Origin of the sequence: Streptomyces rugosispiralis (assembly GCF_024505145.1) — a bacterium.
GTDB classification, from domain to species: domain Bacteria; phylum Actinomycetota; class Actinomycetes; order Streptomycetales; family Streptomycetaceae; genus Streptomyces; species Streptomyces rugosispiralis.
Genome location: NZ_JANIAA010000042.1, coordinates 42573 through 67602 on the forward strand (window position 1 = coordinate 42573; position 25030 = coordinate 67602).

Consider the following 25030-nt stretch of genomic DNA (forward strand, 5'->3'; position numbering starts at 1 on the left):
CGGAGGCGTCCGGCGCGGATAGCTTGGCGCCGACGGCTCCTTTCCGGGCCCGGCTGCCCGACAATGGCCTCGTGCTGGAGATGACGCGCGAGGAGTTCGAGGAACTGGTCGCCGAGGCGCTGGACCGGATCCCGCCGGAGCTGACACGGCTCATGGACAACGTCGCCGTGTTCGTGGAGGACGAGCCACCGACGGACGATCCCGAGCTGCTCGGGCTCTACGAGGGGACGCCGCTCACCGACCGGGGTGAGTGGTACGCGGGCGTCCTGCCGGACCGGATCACCGTCTACCGGGGGCCGACGCTGCGGCTGAGCGAGACCCGGGAGGACGTCGTCCAGGAGACCGAGGTGACCGTGGTCCATGAGATCGCGCACCACTTCGGGATCGACGACGCGCGGCTGCACGCGCTCGGGTACGGCTGACCCCGTTCGGCGGCCCCAGGTCCGTCGGCCGATATCCGCCCACATCCGCCCCCGCCTACGACCGACGCCGGACGCGCGGTCCACGCGAGGGGGTGGGCCCGTACCGCATGCGTGTCCTGGGCGGGGCGGGGCCAGTTGGGCAGGGCGTCACATCCCTGTCGTCTGGAGGTGTCCCGCGCATGCCCGGATCCCCCGTGCCCGGATCCCCCGCTCCGCGCCCCGCCCGCTCCGCCCGTTCCCCCCGCTCCCCACGGGCCGCCCGGGGCTCCCGGACCGCGCGGTCCGCCCGCAGCTCCCGGCACGCACCCCGTGCCGCCGTGCGCGGGGCGGCGGCGGTCGCGGCGCTCGTCGCCGTCGCCATGGCGCTGGGCGGCTGTATGAGCATCTCCGACGACCCCGAGCGGCCGGACAAACACCGTGGCTCCCACCAGAAGGGCGAGGCGGCGGACACGGGCGGCGCCGTGGTGCGCTCCGACGGCAGGGGGCGGCCGTACGCGGACTCCGACCGGGACGAGAAGGACGGGAAGGGGAAGAAGGGTAAGAAGGGGAAGAAGAAGGACGGCGAGGACCGGTCGGCCTCGGCGTCCGCGACCGACCCCGAGGCCGGGCCCTCCGCCCCGCCCGGTGAGAAGGGTGCCCCGCACCAGCATCCGGCCCCCTCCGCCCCGCCGCAGCCGGGCGGCGCCACCCCGTCCGACGCGCCGCCCGCGCCCCGGCCGTCGAGCCCGCCGCCGAGCGCGCCGGACCCGAAGCCGACCGACCCCGAGCCCCCGACCGCCCCGGCCTCCTCGCCGGACCAGCCTGCGGGATAAGCCCGCGGGACAGGACCACGGGGTAAGCCCACGGGACAGGCCCGCGGGACAGGGCCCTGTCGTCGCCGGCCTGCGCGGATGGAGTGAATTTGCTCTTGAGGGGTGGAGGTGCGTATGGTGGTAGATCGTTTGATCCCATTTGCCCGGCGCCTCGTAGAAGTGCGCCGCGAGGCGCGTTCCTTGCCATCCCGTGGCTGACCGCATAGAGGCGGTCGTTTGCGACAACACACGGAGTTTGGGCGCGTGCCGAGACTCCGGAAGGTTTCGCATTTCGCATGTCCGTTTCCACTGATCACGCCGTCATGCCCGCTCACGAGGAGCCGAGCGAGACGAGCCAGCTGACCGCCCCGGCCGAGCCGTTCGAGCCGTCGGAGCAGGACGCGCAAGCCGCCACGGAAGCCCCCGAGACCCCTAAGGCGCCCGACATCACATTCGCCGACCTCGGCCTCCCCGAGCAGATCGTCCGCAAGCTGGCGCAGAACGGCGTCACCACGCCCTTCCCGATCCAGGCCGCGACCATCCCCGACGCCCTCGCCGGACGCGACATCCTCGGCCGCGGCCGTACCGGCTCCGGCAAGACCCTCTCGTTCGGCCTTCCGCTGCTGACCACGCTGTCCGGCGGCCACACCGAGAAGAAGCGTCCCCGTGGGCTGATCCTCACCCCGACCCGCGAACTCGCGATGCAGGTGAGCGACGCGCTGCAGCCGTACGGCGATGTTCTCGGCCTCAAGCTCAAGGTCGTCTGCGGCGGCACCTCGATGGGCAATCAGATCTACGCCCTGGAGCGCGGCGTGGACATCCTGGTCGCCACTCCGGGCCGGCTGCGCGACATCATCGAGCGCGGTGCCGCGTCCCTGGACAAGGTGCAGATCGCGGTCCTCGACGAGGCCGACCAGATGGCCGACATGGGCTTCCTGCCCGAGGTCACCGAGATCCTCGACCTGGTGCCGCGGGGCGGACAGCGGCTGCTGTTCTCCGCGACGCTCGAGAACGAGATCGACACCCTGGTCAAGCGCTACCTGGTCGACCCGGTCACCCACGAGGTGGACCCGTCCGCGGGCGCCGTCTCGACCATGACCCACCATGTGCTGGTCGTGAAGCCGAAGGACAAGGCGCCGGTCACCGCCGCCATCGCGGCGCGCAAGGGCCGCACCATCATCTTCGTACGGACCCAGCTGGGCGCCGACCGCGTCGCCGAGCAGCTGTGCGACGCGGGCGTACGCGCCGACGCGCTGCACGGCGGTATGACGCAGGGTGCGCGCACCCGCACCCTGGCCGACTTCAAGGACGGGTACGTCAATGTGCTCGTCGCCACGGACGTCGCCGCGCGCGGTATCCACGTCGACGGCATCGACCTGGTGCTGAACGTGGACCCGGCCGGCGACCACAAGGACTATCTGCACCGCTCCGGCCGTACGGCCCGGGCGGGCCAGAGCGGCACCGTCGTCTCGCTGGCCCTGCCGCACCAGCGCCGCCAGATCTTCCGGCTGATGGAGGACGCGGGCGTCGACGCCTCCCGTCACATCGTCGGTGGCGGCGGAGCCTTCGACGAGGATGTGGCACGGATCACGGGCGCGCGTTCGCTCACCGAGGTGCAGGCGGAGGCGGCCTCGAACGCGGCCAAGCAGGCCGAGCGCGAGGCGGAGGACCTCAGCCGGCAGCTGGAGCGGGTGCAGCGGCGCGCGGTCGAACTGCGCGAGGAGGCCGACCGTCTGACGGCGCGGGCGGCGCGCGAGCGCGGCGAGACCGTGGCACCGGCGGAGCCCGCGGCCGGGGCCGAGGCCGGGGCGGAGACGGTGGCCGAGGCCGCCGCTGTGACGCTGCCCGCGCAGCGCACGGCGGAGCCCGCGACCGTGCCCGCCGTGAAGGGCGCGGGGGCCGCGGAGGGCGCCGAGGGCGCGGGTGACGGCGAGGCGCCGCGCCGCTCCTCGTACGACCGCCGGGACAACGACCGGGGCCGGGACGACCGGGGCGGCCGTTCCTTCGACCGCCGGGACGGCGACCGCGACCGTGGGTTCAACCGTGACCGGCGGGACGACCGCCGGGACGACCGCGGCGGCTTCAACCGCCGTGACGACCGGGGTGGCCGTTCGTACGACCGCCGGGACGGCGACCGCGACCGTGGCTTCAACCGCGACCGGCGCGATGACCGCCGGGACGACCGTCGTGACGACCGCTTCGGCCGCGACCGGGACCGCGACCGGGACCGTCGGGACAACGACCGTGGCTTCGGCCGCGACCGTGGGTTCAACCGTGACCGGCGGGACGACCGCCGGGACGACCGTGGCGGTTTCAACCGCCGGGACGACCGTGGCGGCAGCCGTCCGTACGAGCGCCGCGACGACCGTGGCTTCGGCCGCGACCGCCGGGACAACAACGACCGTGGCGGCCGCTCCTTCGAGCGCCGCGACCACAACCACCGTGGCGGGGACCGTCCGTTCAACCGGGACCGTCGCGACGACCGCCCGGGCCGTCGTGACGACCACCGGGGCGGTGCCACCGGCGGCCGTCCGTACGAGCGCTCCCACAGCTCGCACGACCGGTCCTTCGACCGCCGCGCCGACAAGCCGCGCTGGAAGCGCAACGGCTGATCGGGCCGTGCGCGACGCCTGATCGGGTCGTGAGCGACCGGCTCATCGGGCCGTGGGCAACGGCTCATCGGGCCGTGCTGGAGGCCGTGCAACACCACGCTGTTGCACGGCCTTTCGCTCCCGGAGGGTATTGGCTCGGGTGTTGGCCCCTCGCCGAGCTATGCTGCGGGGGTGCGGGTCATTAGCTCAATTGGCAGAGCAGTGGACTTTTAATCCATTGGTTCAGGGTTCGAGCCCCTGATGACCCACCTCGGAAACCGCAGGCGCCATCGGCGACCTGCGGTTTCATCGTTCCCGCGGGTCCCGTCGCGCTGTCTTCCGCGGCCTGGGACCGGGGGGTTCTCACTCCCGTCGTACGGAAGATCGAGTCTCACTCGACCGGCGCTTGAGCGGATGCCGAACGGTACTCGAGCGCAGAGCCTGAACCTGCTGCGTCTGGTCCGCTGCTCGGAAACGCGTAAGGAGACTCCTCGTGCGACTCGCGACAACGATCCGGGGTTTGATCCCCGTCATGGCGCTGGCGGTATCGGCATGGGCGGTCTCCGCTCCGGCGTCCGCCGAAGGAAAGGGGGGCGGCGGCACGGAGGGCGAGAAGGCGGCTCCGGTGCCCTGCGGGGACGCGGCGGCGCTGGTCAACGCGGTGAGCGAGGCCAACAGCTCGCCCTCGGGAGGGTCCGTCGCCCTGACCACGGGGTGTGTCTACACGCTGGGCTCCGCGGCGTTCACCGGTCCCAACGGCGCCGACGGACTGCCGCTCATCACCCGTGACGTGACCATCAGCGGGACCCTGGCGACCATCAGACGCAGTGCGTCCGCGGCGGACTTCCGGATCGCGGAGATCGCGCCCGGCGGAAGCCTTACGGTCAACGGCGTGACCTTCTCAGGCGGCCGGGCGACCTCGGGGGCGGGCACCGACGGCGGCGGCATCCTCGACGGGGGCTCGCTGCGGCTGATCCAGTCCACGGTCACGGGCAACACCGCGAGCAACGTCGGCGGAGGCGTCGAGATCGCCTCGGGGGGCTCGGCGGTGCTTTCCGGCACGGATGTGACGCAGAATTCCGCGGGGGACGGCGGCGGTATTCACATCAATACGTCGGCCACCCTCAGCGTCTCGGGCGGAAACATTTCGGACAATACCGCGGACAGCTCGGGCGGTGGCGTCAGCAACTTCGGAACGACGCTGCTGGGCGCCGTCGGGATCGCGCGGAACAAGACCACCAACTTCGAGGGCGGCGGCATCTCCACCGCCATCGGCGATCTCACGATCAACGGCAGCCGGGTGACCGAGAACACCGCCGGCAGTTTCGGTGGCGGTATCGCCAATATGGGCAGCGCGCTGCTCGTGCAGGCCACCACGGTGAACGGAAATACCGCCACGCTGAATGGCGGCGGTGTGTTTCAGCACGCGGGCACCACGCAAATGATCGGCGACACCGTCACCGGTAATACGGCCAATGGCGGTCAGGGCGGCGGGATCTTCACCGACGGCGGCTCGATCGCGCTCTCCGCGACCACGGTCACCGGGAACAACCCGAACCAGTGCGTACCGGCCCTCGCGGGCTGCTGAAAAAAGCTGCTGAAGTAAAGAGGCCGAAGAAAGGGGCTGAAGAAAGAGGCTGAACGCCGCGGCGCCCCCGGAAGTCGCGCTTCCGGGGGCGCCGCGTGCGTGCCTGACCGCCTGCTCGACCGACCGTCAGTGCTTGCAGTCCTTCTTCTTGGCCTTGACCTTGACCTTGTGCTGCTTCTTCACCTTGTGCTCGCACTTGTCCTTCTTGTGCGGCTCCTTGGCCTTGTGCTCCGACTTGGCCTTGTGGTGCTTCTTGGCCTTGTGCTGCTCCTTCGCCTTGTGCTCCTTCTTCGGCGCCTCCTTGTGCACGATGACGACCGGCTCCGGCTCGTTGAGGGCGATGTTCGCGCACTTGGAGCCGATGTTGGTGTCGCCCGTCGGGGCGGCGCCGCCGGTGATCAGCGTGGTGCCGGTGGCCGTGTCGCAGTCGTTGGCCTGGATGGGCGTGGCGTTGAAGCCGCTGGCGAAGTTGATGCAGTCCGAGCCGAGGTTGATGTCGCCCGTCGGAGCGGCGCCGCCGGTGTTGGTGGTGGTGCCGGTGGACGTGTCACAGAGGTTTCGCTGAGCCCCGCTGGACTGCGGGAAGAGGCCATGGGCACTCGCGCTACCGGCGCCGCCGACCACCATTGTGCCCGCGGCCGCCGCGGCCATGAGAGCTGCCTTCTTGCCGATCTGCATTGTTCTGGTGCCTCCATATCGGGTTCTCCGCGAAAATTCCGCAGACACCTCTTGAACGAGGTTTCCGCAAGTCGGGATCCGGGAGTATCGGAAGCATCACCCATACGCCACAGTAAAGGTATATTCAGTCGTCGATGGAAACGAAAAAATGAACGCGGCCCCGGGGGGAATTTCCCCCAAGGCCGCGTTCATGGTGAGCGGATGCTTCCGGAGCTCGGTGGCGGGTTCCGGAATTCGGTGTTTCAGGACCGCTGACGGTTTCCCTGGCCACCGCTCTTGCCGCTCTTCGTCCCGTTCGCGCTCTTCCCCTGATTTTCGTTCTTGGGGTCGGCGCCGGCGGCATTGACGCAGTTGGTCTCGTTGGTGATCTCGGAGCCGGGGCCGATCGTGATCGGGCCCGTCACGGAGGTGGTGCGGCATTTGTTCGTCTGCTTCGTGACCCCTCCCGACTCGCTGACGTTGACGCAGTTGGTCCCGTTCTTGATTTCGGATCCGGGAGCCAGCGCGACGGTGATCGGGCCGATGACGGAGTGGGTACGGCAGCGGTTCTCCTGCGTCGTCACACCCGACTCGGCGGTGTTGACACAGTCGGTCTGATTGCTGATCTCGGTCGGGCCGGCCGCCACGGTAATGGGGCCGATGACGGAACTGGTGGTGCAGCGATTGCTCTGTGTCCCGCCGTTGGCGCCGCCCGAGCGGCTGGGACCGGGTTCGGTGGCGTCGGCTCCGCCCGCACCGCCGATGAGCAGCGCGCCCACGGTCGCCGCTAGAAGCGCCGTCCTTTTGCGCTTGTGCATAAAGAGCCTCCAATCGGGCTTCGGATACGGTGCGCTCAGCACCGTCGCCGAAAGCCTCTTTCATGGCAGCGGCCCTGGAAGGGAGGCTTCCAGGGCCGCGATTCCCAACGGGGGGATGCCTCATGGTGTTACCGCGGGCGGGAACACCATGAAAGGGTCAGCGACTCAGTGGCGGCCGCTGTCTTCGTTGACGGCGATGTTCGCGCACTTGGAGCCGATGTTGGTGTCGCCCGTCGGGGCGGCGGCGCCGGTGATCAGCGTGATGCCGGTGGACGTGTCGCACTTGTTGGCCTGGACGACCGAGCCGCTGCCGTTGGTGAAGTTGACACAGTCCGAGCCGAGGTTGATGTCGCCCGTCGGAGCGGCGCCGCCGGTGTTGGTGGTGGCACCGGTGGACGTGTCACAGTGGTTGAACTGCGCGATGAAGTCGTCGTTGTTGTTGGCCAGGGCACCGCCCGCGCCACCGATGACCAGAGCGCCGGCGGCCGCGGTCAGGAGAACTGCCTTCTTGCCGATGTTCACTTAAATCCTCCGTCTGGGTTGCTCCGCGAATTCACGGACGCATGACACAACGAAGCTCATCAGTTAAGGCTTCGGGCCGCCAGTCAGCTTCACCCGTCCGGCATAGTGCGGCTCTTCCGGTGCGTGTTATCCGAGAATCCTGCTAAGGGGGACCAATGCGAGCGCCATTTGGCTCAGCGGAATCTGAGCCCCTTTTATGAGAGGGGGGAGGGGGAGGAGGGCGGCTGTCGGGCGGCCGGGGATGGCCGAGGGGCGGCGGGGGACGGCTGGTGGATGGCCGGGGAGCGGCCACGGGATGGCTGGGGAGCGGCCGCGGGATGACCGGGGGGCAGATGCGGAATGGCCGGGGGACGGCCGGGGGGTGGCGCCGCGCCGACCGGCCGGGTCGCACCGCCCCCGCCCCTGCCCTCGCCCCACGGGCTTGTTCGACCGGTCGGACGAGTGATACATCCAGGCTCTACGACGCAGGGGTGAGTGAGGCACGGTCACACCGACAGCTTCGCCGAACCGCAGCGCGGCGCGTGTTCACGCCGCTACGCTAAGTGCGCGAAGTGGTCGCCCGGGGGGGCGCGGCGAATCAACGCCGGGAGGCGGGAGGAGAGGCATGGGGCACTCACGAGGGGAAGGGACCCCGGCCGAGCTGATGGACGGGCTGCTCGCCCGTGCGCAGAACGGCTTCGAGATCGACGAGGCGGTGTTGGCCCAGGCGCGCAGCGCCCTGATGCACCAGTCCGAGCTGCGGTCCTGTCGACAGTGCAATGAGCGGTGCGGCCAGCTCGGGTACAGCACCTACCGGCACGTTTTCCTGCTCGCCGACGGCAGCAGCCTGCTGTTGTGGGAACTGGAGCACAACACGGGCGAGGGAGGCCGCCCGCTGTACGAGCTGTATGCGGACGAGGACGCCCTGACGCTGGCCGAGCGCCGCGTCCATGAGCGGCTCGGCGGCACCCGCTGGGAGGAGCTCGACGGGTTACCGCTGTGGCTCCCGGACCAGCTGCTGCACACGGCCGAGCCGGTGGAGAACTCCCGTGCGTACGTGGCCGACAACTCGGCCGACCACGCCCGTCGCGTCCTGCGCCGCGCGGAGAACCCCGACCGGCCGGGCGAGGAGACCGTACGGCTGCTGGCCACCGCGTTCGCCCATGACATCGCCCTCGCGCCCAAGCCCCGGCGCCGCTCCGGTGGTCCCGACGCGACCTGGTGCCGCTTCTATGAGCACGCCTTCCTGCTCGCCGGAGGGGACGAGATCGTGCTGTGGGAGCTGGAGCACAATCTGACCCGGGACGGCCGGCTGGTGTGCGAGGTGTACCTCGACGAGGTCTCGGCGGAGCTCGCGGCGGACCGCCACGCCCGCGCGCTGGGCGTCGACCTCTGACGTACGCGCGACATCCGACGCATGACGCATGACGCATGACGTATGACATGGCGCATGAAGTATGGCGTATGGCGTATGGCGTATGGCGTCTGCGCTGGGGCTGCGAGACGCCCTCGTACGGTGCCCGGCACGCATCCCCACCCGTCCAGCACCCGCTTGGCCGACACCGGCTCGCTTGGCGGCCCGTCAGCCGGAAGCCTGGTGACCACGGTGACGCCGTGACGACGGTAAGGCCGTGACGTCGCGACGGCGGTAAGGCCGTGACGCCGTGACGACGGTAAGGCCGTGACGTCGCGACGGCGGTAAGGCCGTGACGCTGCCATGGCGGCAAGGCCGTGACGCCGTGACGGCGGCGGGACGCGGACCAGGGAAGCGAGAGAAGCCGGTGCGGGTGCGAGGGAGCAGGGCTCGTACGGGCGCCCGTACGGAGGGCCGTACGGAGCGGCGTACGGCCTGGTCCCGGCTGACCCGCCCGGTCGCCCGCCGCCGCCCCACCACCCACGCCCGTACGCTCATCGGCACCGGTGCCCCGGCCGGTGCCGCCGCCGACGCGCCCGCCGGGCCCACCGCGGGGCCCGCTCCGGTCGATGAGAGCGACAACGAGCCCCCGGGTCGCCGTATGGCCCGCTTGGTCCCCGCCATCCTCATCCTCGGCGGCATCGCCTTCGACCTGGCCGCCCCGCCCGGCTACACCGCATCGCCCTTCTTCGCCGCCGCCCCTTTGGTCGCCGCGGCGCTCTTACCGCTGCGTCAGACCATCGTCACGGCCGTCATCGCCGTCCTCACCACGTGTCTGCTGGCGGAGTTGCACGGGGTCAGGGACCCGACCCAGGCGGCCACCGAGATCATCACGGTGGCGACCGTGACCGTGCTGGCGGTGGTGATCAACCGCGTCGTACGCCGCAGCTACCACCGGCTCGCCTCGGCGCGCGGTGTCGCGGAGGCGGCCCAGCGCGCCGTCCTGCCCGCGCCGCCCGCCCGGCTCGCCGGGCTGGAGGTCGCCGCGCGCTACGTGCCGGCGGAGAAGTACGCGGCGATCGGCGGTGACCTGTACGCGGTCCAGGACACCCCGCACGGCGTACGGCTGACCGTCGGGGACGTACGCGGCAAGGGGCTGGGGGCCGTGGAGGTCGTGGCGATCCTCCTGGGCTGCTTCCGGGAGGCGGCGGAGCAGGAGACGACCCTGGAGGCGCTGGTGGGCCGCCTGGAGCGGGCGCTGCAGCGCGAGGGCGCCCGGCGGGCCGACCTGGAGGTGGTCGAGGGGTTCACGACGGCCGTGGTGGCCGAAATCCCGCGCGGCGGCTCCACCCTGCGGCTGATCAACCGCGGCCATCCGCCGCCGCTGCTCCTGGAGGAGGACGGCGCGGTGCGCGCCCTGGAGCCGGAGACGTCGGCGCTGCCGGTGGGGATGGGGGAGTTGGCGGGCTGGCCGGACCGGGTGATGGAGCTGGCGTTCGCGGAGGGCGAGACGCTGCTGCTGTTCACGGACGGGGTGACGGAGGCCCGGGACCGCCATGGCGAGTTCTACGACCCGGAGGAGCGGCTGCGCGGCCGCAGCTTCGCCGGTCCGCAGGAGCTGCTGGACGCGTTGGTGGCCGATGTCGAGCGCCATACGGGTGGCGGGACGCCGGACGACATGGCGCTGCTGGCGGTCCGACGGACCCCGGCCCGCGGCAACGGGCGAGGCGACGCGCGGGGCGACGGGCGAGGCAACGGCGGGGCGAAGGACAGGGCGAACGACGGGGCGAACGACGGGCGGAACGACGGGGGGAACGACAGCCCGACCCCCGCGCCGTCATAGCCGACCGACCGGCCGATCCACCGCACCGCACCGAACACCGTGCGTAACCGACCGAGCCCCCTCCGCATAACAATTGGCGCACGATCGATCCGTATGCGGTTTTGCCAACTCTTGCCCAGTGCGTTGACTCGCCCCCATCTGTCCCCTCTTGAGCGCTAAGTTCATGCCAAAGGTGCGCGGATTCCTCGGAACAGCTTGGAATCACATCGCGCTCTCTATTAACGTTCGATAACGCAGCGCGGTCGTCACAACCGTCGCAAGGGCGGCACCGTGCGCCGTCGCCGAATCCCGTACGCACAGCGGCAGCACCGCACCACCAGCAGCACCAAGGGAACCGGGGAACCAACAACCTTGGGGTGAATCGGGTCGAACCTGACCCGTAGGAGACCTTCCTGCTCCGAACCCGTCAGCTAACCCGGTAGGCGAGAGGGAAGGAAAGGAGTGCGCCTCCGTGGCGTCCAACAGGTCTGTCCTGGACGAGGCCCCGTATCGCACACGGGGAGGCGGTTTGGGGACCGCCACCGCCTACGGCCCCGGCTTCGACGCCGGCGGCGGGATGAGCTCAGGGGACGGCCGATTCGCCCCCGACGACCGCTATACGTTCGCCCCCGACGACCCCTACGCGTTCGCCACCGACGACCCCTACGCGTTCGCCACCGACGACCGCTATGCGGATGAGGGCGACTCCGAGGGCCCCGGTGCCGGATTCGAGGCCGAGACCTGGGAGGAGTGGAACCCCACCGAGGAGTCCATCGCTCCCGTACGCGGCCGGCACCGCGTGGCCAAGCAGCGGGGTGGAAGCATGGCGCGCAGCGGCGCCGTCCTCGGGGTCGGCGTGATCGCGGCGGTCGGTGCGGGCGGTATGGCCAGCGCCAAGGACCGTCCGGCGCTCCCCATATCCATGCCGGACCTCGGCCATGTCGCCGATGAGGTCAAGGCCGGCCTGCCCGCCGCCAAGGATCTGCCGGGCATCGGCTCCTGGGCGTCGGACGACAGCAGCGACGCGCAGACCGCCGCCGCCCCGCTCTCCCAGGCCGGTCTGACCAGCGAGGACGAGCAGCGCGGCACCACCGACGCCGGCGAGGCGCTCCGCGCCCGCATCCTCCAGCAGGCCGAGAACCAGCAGAACGCGGCGGACGAGGACAGCCGCACCGCCGCGGCGAAGGCCGCCGCCAAGGACGCCAAGGCCGCCGCGGGCAAGGCCGCCGACCAGGCCGCGGAGGCGGCCGCGAAGCGGAAGGCCGAGGCCGAGGCGGAGAAGCGGGCCGCCGAGCAGCGGGCGAAGGAGGCGGCCGAGAAGAAGGCCGCGGCCGAGCGCCAGGCCAGGCTCGCCGCCGCGTACACCCTCCCCGTCGGCTCGTACACCCTGACCGCCAGCTTCGGCCAGGCGGGCGACATGTGGTCGGCCGACCACACCGGCCAGGACTTCGCCGCCCCGACCGGCACCCCGGTCAAGGCGCTGCACGGCGGCACCATCACCCAGGCGGGCTGGGCCGGTTCGTACGGCTACCGCATCGTGCTGACCCTGAGCGACGGCACCGAGCTCTGGTTCTGCCATCTGTCCTCGATGGTGGTCACCTCCGGCAAGGTGTCGACGGGCGACGTCATCGCCCGCGTCGGCGCCACCGGCAATGTGACCGGTCCGCACCTCCACCTCGAGGTCCGGCCGGGCGGCGGCTCGCCGATCGACCCGATGCCCTGGCTGCGCCAGCACGGGCTGAACCCCTGATACCCCGGCGGCCCTGGCGCTCTCTCCCCCCTTGACGCCAGGGTCGCCGGTTTACGTCCCGACGGGGCCGCCCTTCACGAACGCCCGCCGGCCGGAACAACGTCGCCCAGCCACGCGTTGTAAAAATGTATGGCTGACAACACACAGAAGATCGGTGATCTGTCCGTCTTCCCGCTCTCCCTCGGCGGGAACGTCTTCGGCTGGACCGCGAACGAGGCCGAGTCCTTCCGGGTGCTCGACGCCTACGTGGCGGCGGGCGGCAACTTCATCGACACCGCCGATGTCTACTCCGCCTGGGTACCGGGCAACGAGGGCGGCGAGTCCGAGACCATCCTCGGCAACTGGTTCGCCTCCCGCGGCAACCGTTCCGACGTCGTCCTCGCCACCAAGGTGGGCGCCGGCGTCCCGGAGCCGCGCGGACTGACCTCGTCCGCCATCAAAGCGGGCGTCGAGGAGTCCCTCCAGCGGCTGCGCACCGACTACATCGACCTCTACTACACCCACTACGACGACCCGTCGGTGCCGGTGGAGGAGATCATCACCACCCTGGACGAACTGGTCAGGGAGGGCAAGGTCCGCGAGATCGCCGCGTCCAACGTCGGCGCGGACCGCCTGGAGGCCCAGCTGGCCTTCTCCACCCGCGAGAACCTCGCCCGTTACGTCGCCCTCCAGCCGCACTACAACCTGGTATCGCGCGACACCTTCGAGGGCGAGCTGTCCGAGGTCGCCGCCCGCCACGACCTGGCGACGATCCCGTACTACTCCCTGGCGTCCGGCTTCCTCACCGGCAAGTACCGCCCGGGCACGGCCGTCGACAGCCCCCGCTCCACGGGCGCGGCCAAGTACCTGGAGACCGAGCGCGGCCAAAAGGTCCTGGCCGCCCTGGACGACGTCGCCGCCAACCACCGCACCGAACCCGCCACGGTCGCCCTGGCCTGGCTCCTGGCCCAACCCACGGTCGCGGCCCCCCTGGCCAGCGCCAGCTCCACCGCCCAGCTCCCCGCCCTCCTGGCCTCGGTCGACCTCAAGCTGACCCAGCCGGAACTGGACCTGCTGACGTCGGCGTCGGACTGACCGAAAGCGGGGAGGACGTCGGGACGGGCGCCGTAAGGACTGACCGGAAGGCGGCGGGACGGGCGCGAACCGCCCGGCGGACGGTAAGACGGCGGGCGGGCAACAAGCCCCGCCCGCCTGAGCCACCCATACGACCCGGGGCCCTTACCGCCGATCGGCGAGGGCCCAGGACACGAGGGCGACACCACCGGCGACGGCGAAGACGGACGGCCAGGCCCCGATCTTCTTCGCCAGCGGGTGCGACCCGGCGAACGCGGCGACGTACGCCGCACTGAGCGCGGCGGCGGTCCCGTTCCCCGCCTTCTCCCGCCACCCCCGAGCGGCCACCGCCCCGGCGGCCGCGAGGGCAACCCCACCCAAGGGCCGCCTCTCGGTCCACCGAGCCACGCCGTACCCCCCGACCAACCCACCCGCAGCCACAACCCCCGCCGGCACTCCAGCCATCCCGCTACCTCCCACTCCAAGGATCTCCTGGCCCCGACCCTACGCAGCAGACGCGGGGAGCCGTCGCCGACCCGTCAGCCTTCCTCCACGAGGCCCGCATTCACGGCCCGCGTCCAGAGACGGTCCCGCCATTCGTTGGCGTCCGGCTCGGGCTTGACGGGAGGACGGGGTTCGGGCCCGTCTCGATGAGATGCGCCAGCGTCCAGGCGACGCCATGGCAATCGTCCGGCCCAAAGCAATCAGCCAGAGCCCTGGCCTCCTGGGTCGTGACCGGTCTGGAGATCGCATCAAGCTGCTCGACGCGCCTGTCGATCTCTTCCCCACTCGCCCCCACACCGGGAAGCGGCCCATCGGCAACGAACGCCCGCACCTCGGCTCTCATCCGGGAATGATCGTCCGCAGCCCCTGCCCCGGGCAAGCGGCCTTGGTAGGGCAGTCAGATCGACGTACGCAGTAGCCGGTCAGATCTTCGCGAAAACGGACCTCAGTCCAGCCGCCCATCCCGCACGGCCGCCACGAAGTCCGCCCACGCGCGATGCGAGACCCCGATCACGGGCCCACCCGGATACTTCGAGTCCCGCACGGCGGTCGAGCCTGGCCGGAATGCAGCTTCGACGCATTCGGTGTTGCCGGCACCGCTGTAGGAGGACTTGAACCAGCTACCGTCTCTGTCGGATATGCAGGGCTCGCGCATCAGATCTCCTCACGGACGCGTTCGATGAGAGCGGAGGACGAGGCCATGTCCAGCGCCTGAGCGCGAAGGTAGTCGAACGCGACCCGGTAGCGCTCCAGTTCCTCGTCCTTCTCCATGAAGAGCGAGCCGACGTGGATATCGACGTACACGACGTCCAAAGAGGGCTCGGCGCCCCCGAGGATCACGAAGCTTCCCATGGCCGCTGAGTGGGCGCCCTTGGCGAATGGCAGCACCTGAAGCGTGATGTCAGGCGACTCGTTGGCGCGCAACAAGTGACCCAGCTGCTCCCGCATCACCTCACGCGAACCGACCACGCGCCGGATCACCGACTCGTCGAGGATTGCCCACAGATGCGGTGGCTTCGGACGGCTCAGGATCTCCTGCCGCTTCATCCGAAGGTCGACGAGGCGCTCGATCTCTTCCGCGGACAGGCGCATCTCCGAGGCGTGCTGCACCGCTTCCGTATAGCCGCGAGTCTGCAGAAGCCCCGGCACATACAGACAGGCGAAGTGATCCTCTCGAACCGCCTCGTCCTCCAACGTGAAGAGCAGGTTCATGCTCTCCGGCAGGGAATCCGCGAAGGAGGTCCACCACCCCTGACGCTTCGCGTCCTTGGCGAGGCCGACCACCGCCTTCCGCTCCGTCTCACTCGCCCCGTATTCACGGCACAGCGCGTCCACGATCGGCCACTTCACAGGCCCTTCCTGCGTCTCGTACCGGCTGACCGTCGCTTTCGAGACCCCGATGAGGCGGCCTGCCTCCTCCAGCGTCATCCCCTTACGGGCCCGGAGCTTGCGCATCATGACGCCGAGTTGGCGTCGACGGGTAGTGGCCCGCGCTGGCATGACGGCTACCTCTTCCTCTGGGGCTGGCGGTGAAGGACGAGGCCAGCGGTAACAAGCCTATGACCGGGCGAAGTTGGCGAACCACCGGATTCACCCTTTCGAGAACGCTTTGAGAAGTTACATGACGAGACTTCTCAGTGTCATACTCGCGACAGTGAGGCTACGCAGCGCAGCCGTACGGACACGGCTGGGCGCAGCGCTGACGTGGCGCCCAAGGGAGTGTGGCCATGTACCACTACGCAGTCACCGAACCCCGACCACGCCGATGTGTTCTTCCCTTCAATGCCGAAGCCCCTCAAGTGGCCGACCTGCGCCGAGCAGTGAGAGCAGAACTTGCCGCCTGGGGCATGCTGACCCTTGTCGACGAAGCACAACTGATCGTCACCGAGCTGGCGTCGAACGTGATCAAACACGTCGGCCAGGGCACCGCAGCCACTCTCGTTCTCGATGCCGACGCGGATCAGCTACGCGTAGAACTGCACGACATCAGCCACAAGGAGCCTCAGAGCCTCCACCCGACTTCCGAGGAAGAATCTGGCCGCGGCCTGCAACTCCTCGCAGACCTCTCAACGGCATGGGGTACGACTCGCACGGCGGTCGGTAAAGCGGTCTGGTGCGAGCTTCGTATCGTCCGGGACGAATCCCGCCGCCGAATCCAGCGTGCAACGGTCGTCATGGAGGCGTACGGTCACACGGTCGGCAGCCCGGCTGCGCGGCTTACCCGCTGCCCGGTCCTGGAAGAGTCGGTAACCAGTCTGATCTTGGACCTCCTGCACTGGCTCACTGCCCACGGCCTCGACCCCGACGATATCCTCGACCGCGCCCAGACCCACTTCGAGTCAGGTTTGAATGCGGTTGGGTAAGCGGGCTTGACGCCCTACGAGTTCAGAGTACGTCCTGTGAGGTGAGCTATCCGTTTCGGAGTATCGAAGTTCAATCCACCACCGTTCCTGTTCTGTAAACAATACACGCATAGGCCGGTTACATCGGGATTCGCTCAAAGAACTCGACTTCTCGCAGGGAATTGCCGAGTGAAACTGGTGAGTTAAGTTTCGAGTAGTACTGATACCCGTCACTCAATCCACTTAGCTGAGCGCTGCGTTGTAGGGCTCCTACTCGACCTCGCCAGTTTCGCCGCTCTCAATCAATTGGATCACTTCTTCCGAGAGCTCACCTGCGAAGAATGCCTGGATGCGGTTACGAGATAGCTCCGACGGCGTCTTACTGGGCTTGGGCATGTTTAGAGGGTGGGACCACCATCGCCCCGGGTGCAACTCGTCCCATGGAGGTCGTCTGCTGTCCCGGCGTCGATTGGCCCCAGGGTCGTGGTTGCCGAATCCGTCAACCACGCTATTCCAGAGGGGGTGATATTGTCTGATCATTACTCGTTCAGCGAGGCTTACGAAAGCCTCGATGGCGACCAGGTATCGGACGCGAAAGTCACCAACATCTAGGTCCCGGGCTGCCTTGATGGAGTCCTTGTGCTCCTCGATTCGATCCCATAGTGCGGTCGACTTCTTGCTCAGGTCTTCGGACCCCTTCCGAGTTCCCTTGGGTCGCGCCTGCCCTACATAGATGGGAATTGCGCAGTCCTCTGAGTTAATTGGAGCGTACAACTCGTGCGGACCGATGTAATAGATCGCGTACACGCCAGCGCCGAAAGTGTGCGGCATCTGGTCGAGGGGCTCAGCCGGGCGTCTCAGAAGCTCTGCTTCAACACTGCGACCTAGATTATCGAGGTCGAGGGGGTTGTATGGATCGAAAGTCTGTGCCGTGGCAGCCCAAACTTTCATGTTGCGCCGCTTTTTATGCGGGCGCTTTGGGGCGACCTGCTGCTCGTCTTCCGAGGGCGGAGGCGAGGGCGGCGTCGACAAGGTTCCTCCGATTCACTCTTCCTAGTGTCCTGATTAGCTCATGCATGGACTTCGTACGGGCGTATATCAGTCGGAGTAAATGATGTCTGCGCCCCGGTAGTACCGCCACCCGCTTGGATAATCCTCGATCTTGGGATACATGATCACATATCCTGGCAACGCAGTGATCTGCCAACCCGAGGGGAGTGATTTCGAAATCAACACAAGCAAATCGTGGGCGCTAATTGGAAGTTTAGGAACGGATACATATATTTCGTCGAAGTGCTTAGAACTTTCGTACCGGAAGACATATGGAAGTTGCTGCTTGACGGACTGGAGTAGTGTGCTCAGCGTGAGCGTGCCGTCTAAGGTGGCCACCTCATGGGGCAGTGCGGTGCACTCATAGTAAAGGTCGATCGGATAATAGCGATCGAAGTGATCGTCGTCGACTTCGGTCATGTCGCGGCGCTTGCCTGGGTCGTTGTTCCCGAAGCCGTTATAGTTCCACGGGACCTCGCCCTGCTCTCTGTGCTTATTGATCAACAAGCGTTCCGGCGCTACAGCCCCGAAGTCCTCGTCGACGTACAGGCAGGTGAAGCTCATGTCCCTTATGTCGATGTTGGAACGACCTGAGATCTTTCGGAAGTGCTTCTCTATCCGCTGAGGAAGTGAGCGGTCGGCCTTCCCGACATAGACGAGGTCGTCGTGCAAGTAGAGCTGGTAGACGCCTGGGCGGGGGTGCAGGCTGCGAATGTTCTCAAGCGTGAGAGGCGCGGGAGTGAGACCTTCGAGGGCGTACGCCAACTGATCACCGAGCGCTTTGGTGATGCTGAGCTTGAACTCGGCGTCGTGCGCGAGTTGCGTGTCGCCGTGAGCGTGCGGCGTCATTGGGTGAGCCCCCTAGCCATTGTGATCAACAAGACCCTATACACGCTACTGGATCCCGAAAAGTTCTTCTGTGGCTAGATGTCGAAGGTCGCCAACTCCGCGGTATGCTTTGCGCATGTCTGATCTGGAAGAAGGTCGCCTCGAAGTAGGTACCTCCGTCGAGCTGTTCGCTGGCGGCGGAGGGCTCGCGATGGCCGTCCACAATGCTGGCTTCCGGCCGCTGCTGGTGAACGAGTTCCACAAGCGGGCCTGCGAGACTCTTCGTGCCAACCTGGCCGTGTCACGGGACAAGAGTGACAGGACTGTCTCAACGGGCGAGGAATGGCCACTCGTCGAAGGTGACGTGCGCGACATCCCCAGCTTCGACTTCCTCGAGGGCCGGGTCGATGTCCTCGCGGGTGGGCCGCCCTGTCAGCCGTTCAGTCTTGGCGGAGCCCATAAGGGCACGGAAGACGAGCGGAACATGTTTCCGCAGATGTTTCGGGCGATTCGAGAGATGAGACCCAAGGCAGTCATCTGCGAGAACGTCCGTGGCCTGCTACGTCCATCTTTCGAGCCGTACTTCAATTACATCCTGAATGAGATGCGCTTGCCTTTTGTTCAACGGGACGACCGGGTGAGTTGGGAGGAGCATAATAGAATTCTTGAGAAAAGCCTCAAAGAGGGCTCGGTAGACCCGTCTCGGAGATACGAGGTGTACCCTATTGAAGTAAATGCCGCGAACTATGGTGTGCCGCAGATACGCCACCGTGTGATCATCATCGCTTTTCGGGCGGACCTTACGGTTAAATGGGAAGAGTTCCAGCCGGAAGAAGAGTACTCGGAAGCAGCGCTCATCCACTCGATGCAGGAGGGAGGAACGTATTGGAAGCGCCATGATGATGTGGACGATCGAGTCAAGGAACAGGTCATCGATAGGCTGCCACCGATGCTCGATGTGCCAGACGGCAAGAAGCCCTGGAGGACACTGCGCGACGCGCTCAAGGGAATCGACTGGGAAGACGGAACGCCCGCCGAGAAGCCACTACCTGAGGTACTTGAGCATCATCTAAAGCCCAAGAGTCCAGCTGACCGGGTGGTGGGAGGTGTCCGCGATCACGTCGCCTGGCCTGGTGCACGTAAGTACGCCGGCCACACCCCGAATGTGTTGGACAGGCCTGCGAAGACCGTGAAGGCTGGGGTGCACGGTGTGCCCGGTGGTGAGTCGGTCATGGAGCTGGATGACGATACCTTTGACGAAGGTAAGGGTTATCGATATATGACGGTGCGCGAGACCGCGCGCGTCATGACTTTCCCAGACAGGTGGGTCCTAGAGGGGCCACGCGGCGAGAAGATGAGGCAGCTTGGAAACGCTGTCCCGGTGAAGCTGGGTGAGATCTTCGCCAGGGCCGTAGCTGCCGCGCTGGAAGACGCGTCTAAGAGGAAGCGGAAGTGACTGGGGCCGCGAGTGCTCGATCTCGGCGTTGGAAGGACCGAACGCCTCCGGAACGCGCATGGAAGCCAAAGGCTGACATGAACGCTGCCGCTCGTGTGGCGGAGCAAGATCGTGCTGCTGGAGGGCAGCACAGGCGGACGGTTGACGTCGGCGAGGGGAGATTCGCACGCGCCTCGATCGCGTTGCGCGTGTACCAACGCACGCGGCGGATTCGAGCGTATCTGCGTTGGTCGGAGGCTGGCCGAACTAGGGAACGCTATGTCGGAGAGGTGGATGGCTCCACTCGCGCTGCGAACCTGAAGCAAGCGTGGGCGGCGGCCTGGGCTCTCGAGCTTCTCTCTGAAGAGCCAGCTCCAGCAGGTTCATGGGCCTCATCACGTGAGACGCGTGCGATCATGGCTGCCAATAGGGGGCGAGACACCAGGCCGGAACTCCTTCTTCGGAGAGCATTGCACAGACGTGGTCTGCGCTATCGAGTTTCGATGAGGCCGCTACCAAAGTTGCGGCGCACAGCCGACGTAGTGTTCACCAAGGCTCAGGTCGCAGTATTCGTTGATGGCTGCTTCTGGCACGGATGTCCCGAACACCATCGACCGGCGACCAAGCAGAACAGCGGCTTCTGGCGGCAGAAAATAGAGGGGAATCGCGCACGCGACCGGGAGACCGACCAATTGCTCCAAGAAGCTGGCTGGAGTGTGATTCGTGTGTGGGAGCACGAAGATCCCGACGAGGCGGCGGTGTGCATCACCGAGATCGTGCGATCTCGAGCCCAATGAACCCGACACTTGTCGCGTCCTCCGCGAACAGAGCCACCTTTTCACGGCTGCCTGCGGGCCTACGGCTCCGTCCTTTCGTTCCTACTCGCAAGGATCGTGGCTGCGTCGAATGCTCTTAGGGGTCCTTGCGGAAAGTTCTTGTTGTGGCACGGTGGAGTTGTACGTGGTTCCGTGCTGTGTGTTGTGTGTGTGGGGGGCACCATGACACCTGGGCCGGCTACGGGCAGCGGACCGTCTGGACTTCTCCCGCGTCGCGGTCAATGTCTCGCACGTGCAGGTCAAGCGCAGACGACGCAGCCCAAAAGCCGGTCCGAGCCCGGTTGACCGTGCGCGGCCCGGGCTCGAAACACCACGTGCTGACCGACGCGCACGGCAACCCGCTGCGGGTGCCGCACACCGGCGGACACCGCAACGACATCACCCAGCTCCTGCCGCTGGTCGACGATCTGCCGCCGGTACGGGGCAAGCGGGGTCGGCCCCGGCGCAAGCCCCGCGAACTGTATGCCGACCGTGGCTACGACCACGACAGCTACCGCCGCCGTCTGCGTGAGCGTGGCATCGTCCCGAAGATTGCCCGGCGTGGTCAGCCACACGGCTCGGGTCTGGGGCGGGTGCGGTGGGTTGCCGAGTCCGCCATTGCCTGGCTCCACGGCCCTCGCCGTTTACGAACCCGCTGGGAAGCCCGAGACGACATGCATGACGCCTTCCTTCAGCTCGCGCACTGCATGACCCTCGCTCGCAAGATCCCAGCTTTTTGAAAGGGCCCCTTAGCGGGGGAGTTGTTCTGCGAGCGGTGCGATCGCATTGCGCTGACGTCAGTACGTTCATGCATAGTTTCAAGCATGGATATACGCGAACTGCTTGTTGGCGTGGCCAGTACATATGACACGGGGGCCGGTTTGAAGAAGGGTGTACCCGGCCAGGAGCTGCTGAGGAGTGTGAGAGGCCGGCGCTTGGAGGGGTTGCCGGTCGGCTATAAGGCCGCAGGGTACGGAGGGAAGGGTGGCGCTACCGAGACTCCGTGGATCGGCGTTATGGATCCTGAGATCACAGAGGATCCAAAGCGGGGGCTCTACCTTGCGTACATCTTCGCGGCCGATCTCAGCACGGTCTCGCTGACGCTGCAGCAAGGTGTCACGTCACTGGAAGGGCGTCTAGGCCGCGGAGTGAGGCGTCGCATGTACCTAAGCAGGAGAGCCCAGCTCTTGTTTGAAGGACTGCCACAAGATCTTGTGAAGGGCTGGGGCATCCGTCTTGACCTTAAGAGCGGGGTAGACCGAGCTCGTTCGTATGAGGCGGGCAGTGTCGTGGCGCGGGCCTACAGGATTACCTCCATGCCATCCGAGATCAAGTTGCGTGAGGATCTCTGGCACATGGCCGAAGTCCTGCAACACGCGGCTGCCGTGGAGCGGAACCTCAGAGACGAGATGGCCTCCAACGGGCTACCGGTCACCAAGCGCGTAGCGGGTGAGGAAGAAGAACACGCAGGCCTGGACGGCTTCCGCCCGAAGGATGGCAGCGACTACTACGTGCTTATCCGTCAGCGGAAGATCAAGAAGTCTCGTAGTCACGAAGTGCTGGTCCGCTTGTTCGGCGAGTACATCGAGGAGCGTGGCTTCGTGCCGATCACAACGAAGATGCACCCCAAGGACATTGTGCTGCGGCGGGACGGTGTGGAGTGGCTGGTGGAAGCCAAGACCGTGAAGCGAGGCAACCCCACCAAGGCAGTGCGTGAGGCGCTGGGACAGCTCTACGAGTACAGCCACTTCTTGTACGAGGAGCAGGGGAAGGGCGAGCCGTTCCTTCTGGCGCTCTTTACCGAGGACATCAAGGCATATGCCCCCTATCTCGAGAAGCGGGGCATCGCGTCCATCTGGAAGACGGTGGACGGGTGGGCGGGGTCGCCTATGGCTGTCGCTTGGGGAATGGTTGACGAGCAGTAACGATCCTTCGCTCTGCGTGCTTGCGGGCACCCGCGCCCTGCTGGCGCGGGTGCCCGGATCGTTGAGCGGGCTCAGCGCAGGGCGCTGAGCTTTTGCCAGGAGGGGTAGGGGAGGTTCCAGTCGCCGAAGCCGTTGCCGGTGGAGACCGTGGCGCGGGTGGAGCCGGATATTTCGACGATGTCGCCTCGGGTCGCGCGGTTGTAGAACCACTTGCCGTCGGCGAGGGACATGCCGACGCAGCCGTGGCTTTGGTTGGACTGGCCGAAGTAGCCGAGGCCCTCGTTCCAGGGGGCGGCGTGGGCGTAGGTGCCCGAGGTGGTGAGGTGGACGGCCCAGGGGACGTCCTTGTTGTAGGGGTCGGCTATGCCGACGGACTCGCTGGTCATATTGACCATGGGGGCCTTGTCGAGGACGACCATGGTGCCGTTCCAGGTGGGGTAGGAGGGCTGGCCGGCGGATATGGGGATGGTCTTCTGCTTCTGGCCGTCCTCGTAGACGGTCATCGTGTGGTTCTTGATGTCGACCTTGGAGATCCGGGCCGTGCCGATGGTGAAGGTGGTCGAGACATCGCGGCGGAGGTAGCGGGAGTCGCCGGTGTTCACGCCGCTGAGGCGGGCGCGGAGGGTGACTTTGGTGCCCTTGTGCCAGTAGGCCTTGGGGCGCCAGTCGACGCGCTCGATGCCGGTGAGGGGGTCCTTGACCCAGCCCCAGGACCCTTCGACCTTCGGGCTGGTGGAGATGGAGAGGCTGCGCTCCACCGCTGCCTTGTCGGTGACGGGATGGTCGAAGGCCAGGGAGACCGGCTGGCCCACGCCGACGGTGGCGCTCTTGGACGGGGTGACGGTGACGCCGTTGACCTGCTGGGCGGCGCGGGTGCGGAAGGTGGAGTGCTGGACGGCGGTTTTGCCGGCGGCGTTGGTGGCCGTGGCCTCGACGGTGTAGGTCGTGCCCGGGGTCATGGTGCGGTTGGAGCGCCAGCTGGTCTTGGAGTGGGAGAGGGCGCCCGTCACCGGGACGGCCTGGGAACCCGCGCCGTCGGGGACGATGCGGACCTTGGTGAGGGTGCCGTGGGAGGCGGCCACCTTGACCGGGGCGTCGGGGGCTATCGCCGCCGAGTCGCTGCCCGGGGTGATGGTGATCCGGGCGGGCTTGGCGTCGGCCGGGTCCACCGAGGCGGATTTCGACGCCGACTGGCATCCGGCGAGCAGGGCGACGGCGATGGCGGGCACCGTGAGGGTGCGCAGGGAACGTACGGAGAGCACGGCGGACCTCTTGCGGGAGTCGTGAGGGGTGGTGGCGGGAGCGGAGGAGTGGGTCAGCAACGCCTCTTCACCTCCTCGGGATTGGCCCGGTACGGACCGGGGGAGGCGGTGGCGGCGGGATCGAGGCGCCACAACGAGACCGATATGCAGTAGGCGGAGGGGCCGTCGGTGTAGTCGCCGGACGGGCTGCCGATGCCCTCGGCCTGGAGAACCCCGACCCGGGTGCCCGAGCGCATCAGGACGACCTGGGCGTCATGCGGTGCGCGGGGCGAATGCCAGCCGTAGGTCATGGTGGTCGGCCGGCCGGCCGCGAGTTTGGGCGACGAGGTGGTGCCCAGCGCCTTGGGAGGGCCACATCGGTCCTTCAGCGTTTCCTCGAGGGAGGCGAAGACCTTCGCGGCCTCGCCGGCGCTCGCATAGGCGTTGATGGTGTGACGCGCCTGCTCCGCCTTGCGGCCCTGATAGTCGCGGGTGCGCTGGGCAAGGGGGCGCGGACCGTCGAGGCGGCAGCTGGGGGAGAGGTCGAGCAGCGGTGCCCGGCCCTCGTCGGTGGGGTTGATGGTGGAGTCGGCCGTCTTCCAGCGCATCATCGCGTCGAACGGCAGCGCAGAGGGGCGGAGGAGTGCGCCGGCCGGGATCGGTGCCCTTGGGGCGCGGTCCGTTCGCGGGGCGGGCGGTGCCGCCGGCAGCGTACGGGTGGAGTCGTCGCCCGGCAGCAGCCGCCAGGAGCCAGCGGTCACGGCGGCCACCGCCAGGACGGCAGCGGCGGCGATCGCGGTGCGCTGCCGTGCGCGGCGCCGGTGGCCCCGCGCACGCACGGCTTCCGGGCCCGCCAGCCGTATGGAGGGCTCGATATCACGAGCGATATCGCGCAGGCGCTCGTCCAGATCAGCCATGGGAGGGCACCTCCTTGGGGTGGCAGACGGGCGGATGGGGAGCCGGTGTTGGTGCCGGTGCCGGTGCCGGTGCCGGTGTTGGTGCCGGTGCCGGTGTCGGTGCCTCGGTGTCGGCAGTGGCTTCGGGGTCGGCGAGATGGGAGCCGAGGGCCTTGCGGGCACGGCTCAGCCGGGTGCGCACGGCGCCGGGGGAGACGCCGGTCTCCCGGGCCACCTGCTCAATGGGCAGATCGAGCAGGTGGTGCAGGACCACGGCCGTACGCTGCTCGGGCTTCAGCCCGCGCAGGGCATGGACCAGCGCCACCCGGTCCGGGGCGAGATCGGGGAGATCGGGGGGCGGGCCATGGCGGAAGTGGGCCCGCATGCGGTTACGGGCGCGGCGCCAGGAGCTGACGGCGAGACGCAGGGCGACGGTGCGCACCCACGGCGTGGGATCACCCTCGGCGGTGAGGCGGTCCCAGCGCTGCCACGCCCGGGCATACGCCTCCTGCACCGCGTCCTCGGCCTCGGCGAGATCGCCCGTCGCCGCATAGACCGCGGCCACGAGCCGCTTCGCCGTAACCGTATAGAACTGGTCGAAATCGGATGGTGTGGATGAAGGTGATGGTCCTGACATGAATCCCCCG

General features: G+C 67.7%; 24 protein-coding genes, 1 tRNA gene, 1 pseudogene and 1 riboswitch. Of the genes and pseudogenes, 14 read left to right on the top strand and 12 right to left on the bottom strand.

Features of this window, described 5'->3' with window-relative positions:
- Positions 1–71 precede the first annotated feature (71 nt).
- The 5 genes from NP777_RS38755 (at position 72) to NP777_RS38775 (ending at position 5392) form a co-directional block, all read left to right on the top strand.
- On the top strand, positions 72–422 hold the full coding sequence (locus tag NP777_RS38755; protein WP_037953306.1) for a metallopeptidase family protein: 351 nt from the start codon (positions 72–74) through the stop codon (positions 420–422).
- Between the two features lie 179 nt (positions 423–601).
- Positions 602–1234 (top strand): hypothetical protein, encoded by a 633-nt coding sequence (locus NP777_RS38760; RefSeq protein ID WP_256654901.1) that lies wholly within the window; start codon positions 602–604, stop codon positions 1232–1234.
- Positions 1235–1509: 275 nt separating this feature from the next.
- Positions 1510–3825, top strand: coding sequence for a DEAD/DEAH box helicase (locus NP777_RS38765; RefSeq protein WP_256654869.1), 2316 nt, complete (start codon positions 1510–1512; stop codon positions 3823–3825).
- 175 nt (positions 3826–4000) lie between these two features.
- Positions 4001–4073: transfer RNA gene (locus NP777_RS38770), tRNA-Lys, on the top strand.
- Positions 4074–4297: 224 nt separating this feature from the next.
- A complete protein-coding gene (locus tag NP777_RS38775; RefSeq protein ID WP_256654870.1) occupies positions 4298–5392 on the top strand; it encodes a right-handed parallel beta-helix repeat-containing protein in 1095 nt (364 codons plus the stop codon).
- Between the two features lie 126 nt (positions 5393–5518).
- Here the strand turns inward: NP777_RS38775 and NP777_RS38780 are convergent, their stop codons facing one another.
- The 3 genes from NP777_RS38780 to NP777_RS38790 all read right to left on the bottom strand — a co-directional run bounded on the left by NP777_RS38780 (position 5519) and on the right by NP777_RS38790 (position 7389).
- Complete coding sequence (locus NP777_RS38780; RefSeq protein WP_256654871.1) at positions 5519–6070, bottom strand: hypothetical protein; 552 nt, start codon at positions 6068–6070, stop codon at positions 5519–5521.
- A 242-nt stretch (positions 6071–6312) separates the two neighbouring features.
- Complete coding sequence (locus NP777_RS38785; protein ID WP_256654872.1) at positions 6313–6828, bottom strand: hypothetical protein; 516 nt, start codon at positions 6826–6828, stop codon at positions 6313–6315.
- A gap of 204 nt (positions 6829–7032) precedes the next feature.
- Positions 7033–7389, bottom strand: a complete 357-nt coding sequence (locus tag NP777_RS38790) for a hypothetical protein (protein WP_256654873.1) — start codon at positions 7387–7389, stop codon at positions 7033–7035.
- Between the two features lie 604 nt (positions 7390–7993).
- On the opposite strand from NP777_RS38790, the gene NP777_RS38795 reads away from it, so the two are divergent.
- The 4 genes from NP777_RS38795 to NP777_RS38810 all read left to right on the top strand — a co-directional run bounded on the left by NP777_RS38795 (position 7994) and on the right by NP777_RS38810 (position 13368).
- Entirely contained in the window at positions 7994–8764 is a 771-nt protein-coding gene (locus NP777_RS38795) for a DUF6227 family protein (protein WP_256654874.1), read from the top strand.
- 385 nt (positions 8765–9149) lie between these two features.
- The gene (locus NP777_RS38800; RefSeq protein WP_256654875.1) at positions 9150–10565 is read left to right on the top strand and encodes a PP2C family protein-serine/threonine phosphatase; all 1416 of its coding nucleotides are present in this window, start codon (positions 9150–9152) and stop codon (positions 10563–10565) included.
- A gap of 304 nt (positions 10566–10869) precedes the next feature.
- Positions 10870–11005, top strand: a riboswitch (cyclic di-AMP (ydaO/yuaA leader).
- An 11-nt stretch (positions 11006–11016) separates the two neighbouring features.
- Positions 11017–12294: a M23 family metallopeptidase gene (locus NP777_RS38805; RefSeq protein WP_256654876.1), complete on the top strand. Its 1278-nt coding sequence runs from the start codon at positions 11017–11019 to the stop codon at positions 12292–12294.
- Positions 12295–12423: 129 nt separating this feature from the next.
- Positions 12424–13368, top strand: coding sequence for an aldo/keto reductase (locus NP777_RS38810; protein ID WP_256654877.1), 945 nt, complete (start codon positions 12424–12426; stop codon positions 13366–13368).
- 144 nt (positions 13369–13512) lie between these two features.
- Here NP777_RS38810 and NP777_RS38815 read toward each other — a convergent pair whose 3' ends face one another.
- The 3 genes from NP777_RS38815 to NP777_RS38825 all read right to left on the bottom strand — a co-directional run bounded on the left by NP777_RS38815 (position 13513) and on the right by NP777_RS38825 (position 15351).
- Positions 13513–13812, bottom strand: coding sequence for a hypothetical protein (locus tag NP777_RS38815; protein ID WP_256654878.1), 300 nt, complete (start codon positions 13810–13812; stop codon positions 13513–13515).
- 484 nt (positions 13813–14296) lie between these two features.
- Complete coding sequence (locus tag NP777_RS38820) at positions 14297–14506, bottom strand: DUF397 domain-containing protein (protein WP_256654879.1); 210 nt, start codon at positions 14504–14506, stop codon at positions 14297–14299.
- Positions 14506–15351, bottom strand: a complete 846-nt coding sequence (locus NP777_RS38825; RefSeq protein ID WP_256654880.1) for a helix-turn-helix domain-containing protein — start codon at positions 15349–15351, stop codon at positions 14506–14508. The genes NP777_RS38820 and NP777_RS38825 overlap by 1 nt, the downstream gene beginning before the upstream one ends.
- A gap of 227 nt (positions 15352–15578) precedes the next feature.
- Here NP777_RS38825 and NP777_RS38830 point away from each other — a divergent pair, with 227 nt between their 5' ends.
- Positions 15579–16214: an ATP-binding protein gene (locus NP777_RS38830; protein ID WP_256654881.1), complete on the top strand. Its 636-nt coding sequence runs from the start codon at positions 15579–15581 to the stop codon at positions 16212–16214.
- A gap of 249 nt (positions 16215–16463) precedes the next feature.
- Here the strand turns inward: NP777_RS38830 and NP777_RS38835 are convergent, their stop codons facing one another.
- The 3 genes and pseudogenes from NP777_RS38835 to NP777_RS38845 all read right to left on the bottom strand — a co-directional run bounded on the left by NP777_RS38835 (position 16464) and on the right by NP777_RS38845 (position 18092).
- A complete protein-coding gene (locus NP777_RS38835; protein ID WP_256654902.1) occupies positions 16464–16589 on the bottom strand; it encodes a hypothetical protein in 126 nt (41 codons plus the stop codon).
- A 9-nt stretch (positions 16590–16598) separates the two neighbouring features.
- Positions 16599–17144, bottom strand: a pseudogene (locus NP777_RS38840) (Eco29kI family restriction endonuclease); the annotation flags it as partial.
- 147 nt (positions 17145–17291) lie between these two features.
- On the bottom strand, positions 17292–18092 hold the full coding sequence (locus tag NP777_RS38845) for an Eco29kI family restriction endonuclease (RefSeq protein ID WP_256654882.1): 801 nt from the start codon (positions 18090–18092) through the stop codon (positions 17292–17294).
- A gap of 115 nt (positions 18093–18207) precedes the next feature.
- On the opposite strand from NP777_RS38845, the gene NP777_RS38850 reads away from it, so the two are divergent.
- The 4 genes from NP777_RS38850 to NP777_RS38865 all read left to right on the top strand — a co-directional run bounded on the left by NP777_RS38850 (position 18208) and on the right by NP777_RS38865 (position 22246).
- Positions 18208–19527 (top strand): DNA cytosine methyltransferase, encoded by a 1320-nt coding sequence (locus tag NP777_RS38850; protein ID WP_256654883.1) that lies wholly within the window; start codon positions 18208–18210, stop codon positions 19525–19527.
- A 77-nt stretch (positions 19528–19604) separates the two neighbouring features.
- Positions 19605–20303, top strand: coding sequence for a very short patch repair endonuclease (locus tag NP777_RS38855; protein ID WP_256654884.1), 699 nt, complete (start codon positions 19605–19607; stop codon positions 20301–20303).
- A 260-nt stretch (positions 20304–20563) separates the two neighbouring features.
- Entirely contained in the window at positions 20564–21061 is a 498-nt protein-coding gene (locus NP777_RS38860) for an IS5 family transposase (protein WP_256654885.1), read from the top strand.
- An 84-nt stretch (positions 21062–21145) separates the two neighbouring features.
- On the top strand, positions 21146–22246 hold the full coding sequence (locus tag NP777_RS38865; RefSeq protein WP_256654886.1) for an MrcB family domain-containing protein: 1101 nt from the start codon (positions 21146–21148) through the stop codon (positions 22244–22246).
- 71 nt (positions 22247–22317) lie between these two features.
- On the opposite strand, the gene NP777_RS38870 is transcribed toward NP777_RS38865, so the two are convergent.
- The 3 genes from NP777_RS38870 to NP777_RS38880 are packed head-to-tail and all read right to left on the bottom strand — an operon-like array spanning position 22318 to position 25020.
- A complete protein-coding gene (locus NP777_RS38870) occupies positions 22318–23568 on the bottom strand; it encodes a L,D-transpeptidase (RefSeq protein WP_256654887.1) in 1251 nt (416 codons plus the stop codon).
- Complete coding sequence (locus tag NP777_RS38875) at positions 23562–24404, bottom strand: hypothetical protein (RefSeq protein ID WP_256654888.1); 843 nt, start codon at positions 24402–24404, stop codon at positions 23562–23564. The genes NP777_RS38870 and NP777_RS38875 overlap by 7 nt, the downstream gene beginning before the upstream one ends.
- Complete coding sequence (locus tag NP777_RS38880; RefSeq protein ID WP_256654889.1) at positions 24397–25020, bottom strand: SigE family RNA polymerase sigma factor; 624 nt, start codon at positions 25018–25020, stop codon at positions 24397–24399. The genes NP777_RS38875 and NP777_RS38880 overlap by 8 nt, the downstream gene beginning before the upstream one ends.
- Positions 25021–25030 lie beyond the last annotated feature (10 nt).